9 protein-coding genes are annotated in these 9,029 nt (G+C 37.0%); all 9 read left to right on the top strand.

Features of this window, described 5'->3' with window-relative positions:
* The first annotated feature begins 267 nt into the window (after positions 1-267).
* The 9 genes from ACYQ5K_RS01860 to ACYQ5K_RS01820 all read left to right on the top strand — a co-directional run bounded on the left by ACYQ5K_RS01860 (position 268) and on the right by ACYQ5K_RS01820 (position 8,862).
* The gene (locus ACYQ5K_RS01860; protein ID WP_459777234.1) at positions 268-2,169 is read left to right on the top strand and encodes a recombinase family protein; all 1,902 of its coding nucleotides are present in this window, start codon (positions 268-270) and stop codon (positions 2,167-2,169) included.
* A 3-nt stretch (positions 2,170-2,172) separates the two neighbouring features.
* Positions 2,173-4,149 carry a recombinase family protein gene (locus ACYQ5K_RS01855; protein ID WP_459777233.1) on the top strand — a complete coding sequence of 659 codons (1,977 nt, stop codon included), beginning with the start codon at positions 2,173-2,175 and terminating at the stop codon, positions 4,147-4,149.
* 17 nt (positions 4,150-4,166) lie between these two features.
* Positions 4,167-4,796 (top strand): non-canonical purine NTP pyrophosphatase, encoded by a 630-nt coding sequence (locus ACYQ5K_RS01850; protein WP_022122791.1) that lies wholly within the window; start codon positions 4,167-4,169, stop codon positions 4,794-4,796.
* A gap of 222 nt (positions 4,797-5,018) precedes the next feature.
* A complete protein-coding gene (locus tag ACYQ5K_RS01845) occupies positions 5,019-5,777 on the top strand; it encodes a nucleoside phosphorylase (RefSeq protein WP_179963173.1) in 759 nt (252 codons plus the stop codon).
* A 22-nt stretch (positions 5,778-5,799) separates the two neighbouring features.
* Entirely contained in the window at positions 5,800-6,438 is a 639-nt protein-coding gene (locus ACYQ5K_RS01840; protein WP_173689526.1) for a hypothetical protein, read from the top strand.
* A gap of 610 nt (positions 6,439-7,048) precedes the next feature.
* Positions 7,049-7,405, top strand: coding sequence for a plasmid mobilization protein (locus ACYQ5K_RS01835; RefSeq protein WP_175305155.1), 357 nt, complete (start codon positions 7,049-7,051; stop codon positions 7,403-7,405).
* Positions 7,406-7,551: 146 nt separating this feature from the next.
* The gene (locus ACYQ5K_RS01830; protein WP_195231652.1) at positions 7,552-7,953 is read left to right on the top strand and encodes a replication initiator protein A; all 402 of its coding nucleotides are present in this window, start codon (positions 7,552-7,554) and stop codon (positions 7,951-7,953) included.
* Positions 7,954-8,171: 218 nt separating this feature from the next.
* Entirely contained in the window at positions 8,172-8,429 is a 258-nt protein-coding gene (locus ACYQ5K_RS01825; RefSeq protein ID WP_117699325.1) for a hypothetical protein, read from the top strand.
* A gap of 67 nt (positions 8,430-8,496) precedes the next feature.
* Positions 8,497-8,862: a helix-turn-helix domain-containing protein gene (locus ACYQ5K_RS01820; RefSeq protein WP_175305153.1), complete on the top strand. Its 366-nt coding sequence runs from the start codon at positions 8,497-8,499 to the stop codon at positions 8,860-8,862.
* Positions 8,863-9,029 lie beyond the last annotated feature (167 nt).

The raw sequence follows: 9,029 nt of genomic DNA, 5'->3' as shown, positions 1-9,029 counted from the left end.
GTCACTTCATAACAGGAGAACAAGACAGAAGCTGGAGCGTTTTGCAGAGTTTATGGCAAGGATGATTGAAAAATACGGTCATAAGGTTCTGGCCGAGATAGAAAGAGAAGAAGCAGAAAAACAGCAAAATGGTTAGTGGTGGATTGCGTCGATTTTTTCTAAAATCGGCGCATTTTACGCGCTGACGCAATCGAAAAAGTGCGTTATAGTTTAGATCCAAGGATACATGACGAACGTACCTTGGGCAACCTAAAAGGCGGTGATAGAGTGAAAAAGAAACGTTGCTATATCTACACAAGGGTTTCTACTATGGTTCAAACCGAAGGATATAGTCTGGACGCACAACAGGAGAAATTGAGAAAATATGCTGTATATAAGAATCTTGAAATTGCTGGTGAATATTGTGATGCAGGTAAGTCAGGCAAGAGTATAAAGGGACGTCCGGCGTTTCAGCAGATGATGGAAGATGTGGCCAGCCAGAAGGATGATGTTTCTTATGTGCTGGTATTTAAACTTTCACGATTTGGAAGAAATGCAGCAGATGTTTTGAAGTCCTTACAGCTTCTTATGGATTATGAGGTGGATTTGGTATCCGTTGATGATGCAATAGACAGTTCCACACAGGGAGGCAGGCTTACCCTTGCAATTTTGTCAGCCGTGGCGGAAATTGAGCGTGAGAACATAACAGTACAGTTCTTGTCTGGAAAGATGCAGAAGTTGAAAGAAGGAGGATGGCCGGGAGGTCCCATTCCTTACGGTTACCGTAAAGAGGATGATAAGTTAGTGCAGTATCCACAAGAGGCGGAAATTGTAAAATTGATTTTCGACTTATATTTACAAGACGGTATGTTAGCGACAAGTATTGTACGGTATTTGAATGATAACGGTTTTTCCAGAGTGATTAAGGGTAAGGTCAGTCCATTCAAATACGATTTTATAACAACCGTTCTGGACAATCCGGTTTATTGCGGAAAGATATTATATGGCAGGCGTACCAATTCCAAGGAGCCTAAAAAGCAAAAACGCAAGGTTATGGAGATACAGGGAAGTCATGAGCCAATTATATCTGTGGAACAGTGGGAGCAGGTGCAACAGAAGAGAAAAGCCAATTCAGCAAGATGTAAAAAGGTGGATGAGCCTGAAAGGGTTAGTATTTTATCGGGTTTGGTAAAATGCCCGGCTTGTGGGAGTGGCATGGTTGCATCCAAGAATAAACATCTTAATAAGAACCACGGCGGCTATTATAAAACACTGCATTATTACAGTTGTGGGAATGCGAGAAAACAGAATGGAATGACCTGTAAATTTCGACATACCTATAATCAGGATAAAGTGGACAGCGCAGTTCTGGAAATGATAGGCAAGTTATTTACTGTACCATCTTTTCAGAAAGAAACGGCAAAGTGGTTTCAAGGGAAAGATTCCATTGATGAGCTGACAGAACAGTTAAGGCAGTTTCGCAAGAAATTGTATCATCAAGAGCAACGGAAACGCAGTTTAGGAGAAGTTTTGGATAATCTGGATATTCTTGCGGATGATTATGATGAAAACTATGATAAGACGCAGGAAGAGATTGACGGTGTTTATGATGAAATTGAACGATTGGAGACTCTGATTTCACAGACAAAAAGGAAACTGGAATCTGTGGAGCAAGGTACAAAAGCCATTAAACAGGTGGAAAATTTGATTCATAACATCCCGGCACTTATCAAGGAGATGACTTGTGAAGAGAGACGAAAATTGTATCAGTTGCTGATTGACAAGATTGAGATGTATCCGGAAGAAACTTCGGATGGAAGAATTATAAAAAGTATTTCTTTTAAGTTTCCGGTATTTTATGAAGATTGGGAACCGACAAAAGAGCTAGTCGCTGATGAAGTGATTACATACACTTTGGATACCAGAGAAGTGGAGATTACTTCGGCAGAAGCGAAGGCAACCTATGTTGAATTAAAGAAGTATATTTTAGACAGATACGGCGAGAAGGTTTCTTCCCTTTACATTGCTCAGATTAAGAGAAAATACGGCATTGATATGGGAGAGAATTACAACAAACCAGAAGATCCAAATGCAAGGGTGCCGAAATGCCCGAAAGCAAAAGAAGAAATGATTATAGAGGCATTAAAGCATTTCAAAATGTTGGAGTCGGATATAAAGATGGCAGTTTAGGAGGTGCGGTTCGTGAAAAAGAAAACGAAATGTTATATATACATCCGTGTATCTACAGCGATGCAGGTGGATGGATATAGTCTTGAAGCCCAGAAGGACAGGCTGACAAAGTTTGCAGAGTTTCAAGATATGGAAGTGGTAAGAGAATATTGTGATGCTGGTAAATCTGGAAAAAGCATTACCGGACGTCCGGAGTTTACACAGATGCTGCAAGATGTGGCTGATGATAAAGATGGCATAGATTATATTCTGGTATTTAAGTTATCCCGATTTGGACGAAATGCAGCGGATGTTCTGAACTCCTTGCAGTTCATACAGGATTTTGGAGTAAATCTTATCTGTGTGGAAGATGGTATTGATTCATCCAAGGACTCTGGTAAACTTACCATCACAGTATTATCAGCTGTTGCAGAGATTGAGCGTGAGAACATTCTGGTGCAGACAATGGAAGGAAGAAAGCAGAAAGCCAGAGAGGGAAAATGGAATGGTGGTCTAGCTCCATTCGGGTATGATCTTGATTCAAAAAATGGAACTTTGATTGTAAATTCGGAAGAGGCAGAGATTGTGAGGATTATTTTTCAGAAATTCGTCAATGGCGGAATGGGAACACAGTCTATCAGCAATTATCTGAATCAGCATGGATATGAGAAGAAAAAGAACAGAAAACATGAGTTGAATTATTTCAGCCGAGGTCTGATAAAGAATATCTTGGACAATCCTGTTTATATAGGAAAGATTGCATATGGGAAAAGCAAAACAGAGAAAGTCAAGGGAACCAGAGATGAATACCACAGAGTATCATGTGATGATTTTCTTCTGGCAGATGGCATTCACGAGTCCATCATTGATTTGGATTTATGGGAGAGCGCGCAGGAAATCAGAAGAGAAACCGGTGTGAAGTGGAATAAGACACACAGCTTGGAGCATGAGCATATTTTATCCGGGTTATTGAAATGTCCGATATGCGGAACTGGAATGTCAGGTACTGTACGAAGACGAACCAATAAGGAAACCGGAGAGTATCAGGATGATTTCTATTACAGATGCAAGCACCGAAAGAAAATCAACGAAACAGATTTCTGTGATTATAAGCCGTCATTGAACCAAAACGAGCTGAATCGTGAAGTAGAACAAATGGTTACTGCGATTGTGAATAATTCAGAGTGCGGCGAATTTATCTTAAGGCAGTTGGACACCAGAGTGGATGTTTCTGTTTTGGAAAAAGAAAGAGAGCAGTTGCGCAGTCAGCTCCGCCAGCTGTCCGGTGCTAAAAACAAACTGATAAATATGCTTGACAAACTGGATGTTACTGATAAGCATTATGATAGAAAGTACCAGGATATGCAGGAACGTCTGGATAACCTATATGACAAGATTGGAGAGATAGATGAGCTGCTGAAAGAAATAAATGAAAAGATTAACCGTGCATATGGAAAACAAATTACATCAAAACAGGTCTATCAAATTTTACAGTTTTTTGATAAAATGTATTATGAGCTCACGGATTTGGAGAAGAAAGAGTTTTTCCAAGATTTTATAGAAAGTATTGAGTTACATCCGGAGCGATTGGAGGATGGACGCATCGTGAAACAGATTAATTTTGAATTTCCAGTGTTTTATAAAGGCGTTGAGAGTATGGCAATTAGGTTGCCCAACGAAAAGACAGTCGAGACGGTCTGTCTTTTGTCCAAACTCCATGAAGCGAAGCATCATGTGAATGTGAGACTTGACATGGACGAGATGGATTTAACGGCGGCTGAGAGCAAGGCTACTTATGAGGAGATAAAGTCCTACGTGGCGGAGCATAATGATGGGATGAAAGTTTCTAATCTCTATATTGCACAGGTTAAGGCTAAGTATGGAATCATAGAGCGTGAGAATTATAATAAACCTAAGTCAGATGACGCAAGACAGCCTAAGTGTCCGAAGGAGAAGGAAGAGGCAATAGTAGAAGCGTTGAAAGCTTTTAAGATGATTTAGTTTAGGAGTATGACGATATGAGGGTTTTATTAGGAACAACAAATCCATCAAAGGTAAAAAGATTTTCGGATTTGTTAAAAGGGTATGATATTGAATTTATTACTTTAAGAGATATCGAAGTTATAGAAGAACCTAAGGAAATGGGGAATACACCAGAAGAAAATGCTATTATGAAGGCAGAGTTTTATGGACAATACTTTGATGTTGTTATTTGTAATGATTCTGGATTATATTTTGAAGAACTGGATTTTGAGGATTTGCGTCAGCCGGGACTAAATATTAGAACACCTATGAATATGGATAGACTGTCAGATGAAGAGATGATTGATTACTATTCAAAACTTATTGCAGGGCTTGGAGGTAAAGTCACAGCATATTACCTAGATGGAATTGCAGTTTATAATCACGGAGTAATTTCATCGTTTATGGACAATATGGCAGCTCAAAAAAACGGATTATTCTATATGATTGATAAAGCTTCATCAAAAAGATTTGAAGGATGGCCTCTTGATTCATTATCAATCAATAAAGAAAACGGCAAATATTTTGTTGATGGAAGTATTGAAGAAAGCAAAGAAAATATCATAAAAGATCAATATCAAAAGAGTGTCGTAGATTTTTTGATTAAGTCTTTACATATAGCATAGTATAGGAGAAATGTGACAACTGGAGTTTCCTGAGAATATTCAGGCAATTGTCGGCGGAAAAGAATATTCGCTAGATAATACTGTCTTAAAAATCTGGCCGGAAAGTGAAGAAACAAATGGCGAATATGCAAGTGCAATAAGAAGTTTCAAACACAATTTGGATATTCAAAAGATATACATAAATTTTGATATAAAAGATACTATTGAGAGGCCGAATGACATTTGAAGGAGAAAATAGTGGACAGAAATAATGCATTAACAGATCCTAAGAAACTTGTCAGAGTAGAATTAAAAAATGCTGGATTTGATATTGATAAAATCAAAATACCGGATAGAGTATATCTTCTTGCTGATGACATTTTTGATGAAATGGTGTCAAGAAATGTAGGAGAATATAGATATCCATTAGGTGGGAAGTTGTATGTGTTTAATAAAAATGAAAACATTGGTTTTATAAAAGGGCATATGTGCTCGCCTGCGATAGCTACACAAGCGGAGGATTTAATTGCCGGAGGCGTTAAAGAATTAATTCATGTTGGTTATGCCGGGGGCTTACGACCAGAATTAGTTCCGGGAGAGATTATTCTTACGGACGGTGCTTTTAATGATACTGCAGTAGCAAGGTTGTACGGATATGATTATGATATAATTCATTCATCGAAGGATTTGACGAACGAGATTGAATCAATGATAACAAGTGCAGAAATACCATATAAGAGAGGAATTCACTGGACAACGGACGCAGGTTATAGAGAGACGTGGGGACAAGTCATGGATTATCGGGATAAAGGAGCACTTTGCGTTGAAATGGAAGGTGTTGGTTTGTTTACAATAGCTAATTATAGAAAATGTGTGGCAACAGGTATATATGTTGTTTCTGATGTGTATTCAGAGAATGATTGGAAACTTGGATGGGAAGGCAATGATATTAAAAGAGCTGTTGGTGCTGTTATTGATATGATAATTGAGTCTATAAGATAGATTGGAGTGTGGTAAGATAGTCGTGAAGTTTGAAAATGTTTATTTTATTAATGGGACAGCATATGCTGGAAAATCCACAATGGTAAAACTTCTGGCAGAAAAATATGACGGAATCGCCTGCGAAGAAAATTATCAGGATAGACTTTTAGAAAATTTGGATACCAAGGAGTTTCCTAATCTTACTTACACAAGAGATTTACAGGATTGGGGTGAATTTGTCAGAAGAACTCCAGATGAATATGAGGCGTGGGTAAATGGAGTTACGAAAGAATGTACTGTCTTAGAAATTGAAATTTTAAAGGATTTAGTTTCCAGAACAAAGAAAAAAATATTTGTAGATACTAATATTTCGGTTGAAATTTTACATGAAATTTCAGATGAAAATCATGTTTTGATTATGTTAGCAGATCCGAATATTTCTGTGCAGAGATTTTTTGAAAGACCAGATAAGGAAAAACAGTTTTTATATCAGTTGTTATTGAAAGAAGATAATTCTGAGGAGGCTATGATAAATTTCAGAGAATGTCTGAAAAGAATTAATTCACAGGAAAGATATATGATGTTTCAAAAATCTGGATTTAATGTAATAACAAGAGACGAAAACCGTAGTATTGATGAGACATTTGCTTTGGTAGAAAATATGTTTGGATTAAATAGATAAAGTCGATACAATGTCTGAGAATGTTAATGCGGAGCAAGATGTTAGTGCGCATTGACAGACTTTTGGTAAAGCCGGTTCAGGTGGTGGTGAAACTGATGCCGGATGCTGAGATGGAACCGCCGTATGATGGTGCGAAAAAATGATTCTGGTTGATGATGTGGATAATCGGCAGTTTCTGTGTGAATTGGTTGAGAGCATGTGGGAAGAATTGCTTAAGAAGAAAGAGAAAAATTGCACGTAAGACTTGACAAAATCGAACAAATATTCTATATTAACAGTGGAGATTTTATACCCAAAAGTAGAAAATACGAATGTACAAATGGAGCTCAAGCCCTTGTGGTTTGGGCTTTTTCTAATTTTGTAGAAAATCTGAGAACAACTATTTCTAAAAAGTCAATTATCATTTTGTAATGGAAAATAGACAGAATTATTCACAAAACTGTTTGTACAATACTAACAAATTTTTGAGCGTATATAGTCTTGTAAAAGTGGCAGCATGGCAATCGAGTAACATCGGTTGCTTTTTTGTTGCCTAATTTTAGAAAGTCATCAATTGTCCCGATAGAGTGATTTCTAAAAAATAAAGTAAAAAGAGTGGAGGAAATGCAAAGTGAAAGAGTATTCAAAAGGTATTTATGTGAAATTTAAACCAGAGGAGGTGGAAATACTGCATGATCGGATGAAGGAAGCCGGAGTTCAAAATATGAGTGCGTATATCAGGAAGATGGCGATAAACGGGTATGTAATAATCCCTGAATGGCCTGATTTGAACCGGGTAATATCTTTACATACAAGGATTAGTAATAATCTCAATCAGTATGCTAAGAAAGCAAATGAAACGGGGAAGCTGTATGAAGAGGATATTGCAGAAATAAAAAAGATAAATAATGAGCAAACAGAGCTTCTAAAAAAGGTACTTGAAGTAGTTATTCATCTATATGAGGAAGATTCAAAGAAGAGAAAGTGAATTGATAAAAAGCGTTAGCGTGGCTCTGCGGTTTATCCGCAGTTCGAGGGGATTGGGGCATTTTCCCCAACAAGCAAAAATGCGCCGGGTATATACCGGGGCACTGCTTGCCAATTTGAGAAAAAATGAAAGGAAGGACTTTATTTATGAGAAATTTAGAAAAAGAACAGAGGCTTGGAAGAAATGGAATAGAAAATCTGTGCATTAAGCCGACGTTTAATTACTGTACTGGTGAAGAGCAGTTTACTTTCTTCAAGTTACCAAAATGTCTAATAGATGATGCATGCTTTTTGGGGTTGTCAATAGATGCAAAACTTTTATATGTAATCTTTTTAGATAGGGTTTCATTATCTATAAAAAATGGATGGGTGGACGAAAACGGAAGAGTATTTATCTATTATTCTGTAATAAATATTTGTGAGATATTGAATTGTGGAACACAAAAAGCCTGCAAGTTATTGGACGAACTGGAGACATTCGGGGCACTTGAACGTAGGAGACAGGGACTTGGAAAACCTAACAAGCTCTATTTAAAGAAAGTGTTTTGAAAGATATCCACATAAGAAAAAATCAAAGCACATAAGACGTAAAAATCACAGTCAGAAATTTTGATTTTTACGATTACAGAGTTTTTATTTCTACAGGTCTGGAACTGAAAAAATCAAAATCTAATAAGACTAATATTAACAATACTAATTTTAATAATATCTATCTTATCCTATCTGAACGAAAGAATAGTATCTTGGATAGGATATGATGGATAACAATGGCAGAAAGGATTTCAATTATGATTAAAAATAAAGTGGTTATAAAAGAAAGAGATGCATGGAGTGATTTGGCGAATTTTATTGGAGAAATGGTGGCAAAGTATGCAGACGCAATGGAACTGGACCAATTACCGGATCCTGATAATTATCTTCGTATGAAGAGAATAAAACAGTTGTACATGGAATTATATAAAACAGAAAATATTGAGAAATTCAGAAGTATTATCATTTCTATTGAAAGAAATGCTGCGGCATGATAGAATGACCGTATAAACGGAAATAAAAACGATAAATACGGATATAAAATATAACGGAGGAACACACATGATTATCAGTGAAAGAATTTTTTACATAATGGAGCAGAAGAACATGAGTCAGTTGGAACTGTCGAGAAGAACTGGGATTGCAACAAGTAACATTAGTGATTGGAAAAAGAAAAAGACGAATCCAAAAGCAGACTGTCTGTTATCCATATGTGACGCATTGGATATTACACCGGAACAGCTTTTAACGGGAAAAGGAATTGATCCGGAGTATAAAGATGCAGATATGGATTATGAAGTTACCAGGTCGGATATTAAGATATTGAAGCAGATTCATAGCCTTGAAGACGAGCAGTATAAAAGATTGATGGCATATATGAAGGCATTGCAGAAACTGGAGCAGATGGAAAGCATTGTGGAAAAATAGTCTGTGAAGTCACAATTGACCGAGTTCTTTGAGCGATGGATGCTTCTTGTCCGAAGGGCAAGAAGATGGAATATACAAGGAATGCTAATAACAAGGGATGTGTGATTTCATAGCAACAGAATAGAAATCAGCAATTTATAGAAATTGTAATCGATTGGTTGGGAGGA

Source organism: Allocoprococcus similis, from assembly GCF_054660775.1.
This window is presented reverse-complemented; position numbering and strand designations above follow the sequence as displayed.

What these genes read in the sequence shown, in the direction of transcription:
- ACYQ5K_RS01850 (WP_022122791.1), top strand. Translation starts at nt 4,167, where the DNA reads ATGAGGGTTTTATTAGGAACAACAAATCCATCAAAGGTAAAAAGATTT.
- ACYQ5K_RS01830 (WP_195231652.1), top strand. Translation starts at nt 7,552, where the DNA reads ATGAGAAATTTAGAAAAAGAACAGAGGCTTGGAAGAAATGGAATAGAA.
- ACYQ5K_RS01825 (WP_117699325.1), top strand. Translation starts at nt 8,172, where the DNA reads ATGGCAGAAAGGATTTCAATTATGATTAAAAATAAAGTGGTTATAAAA.
- ACYQ5K_RS01820 (WP_175305153.1), top strand. Translation starts at nt 8,497, where the DNA reads ATGATTATCAGTGAAAGAATTTTTTACATAATGGAGCAGAAGAACATG.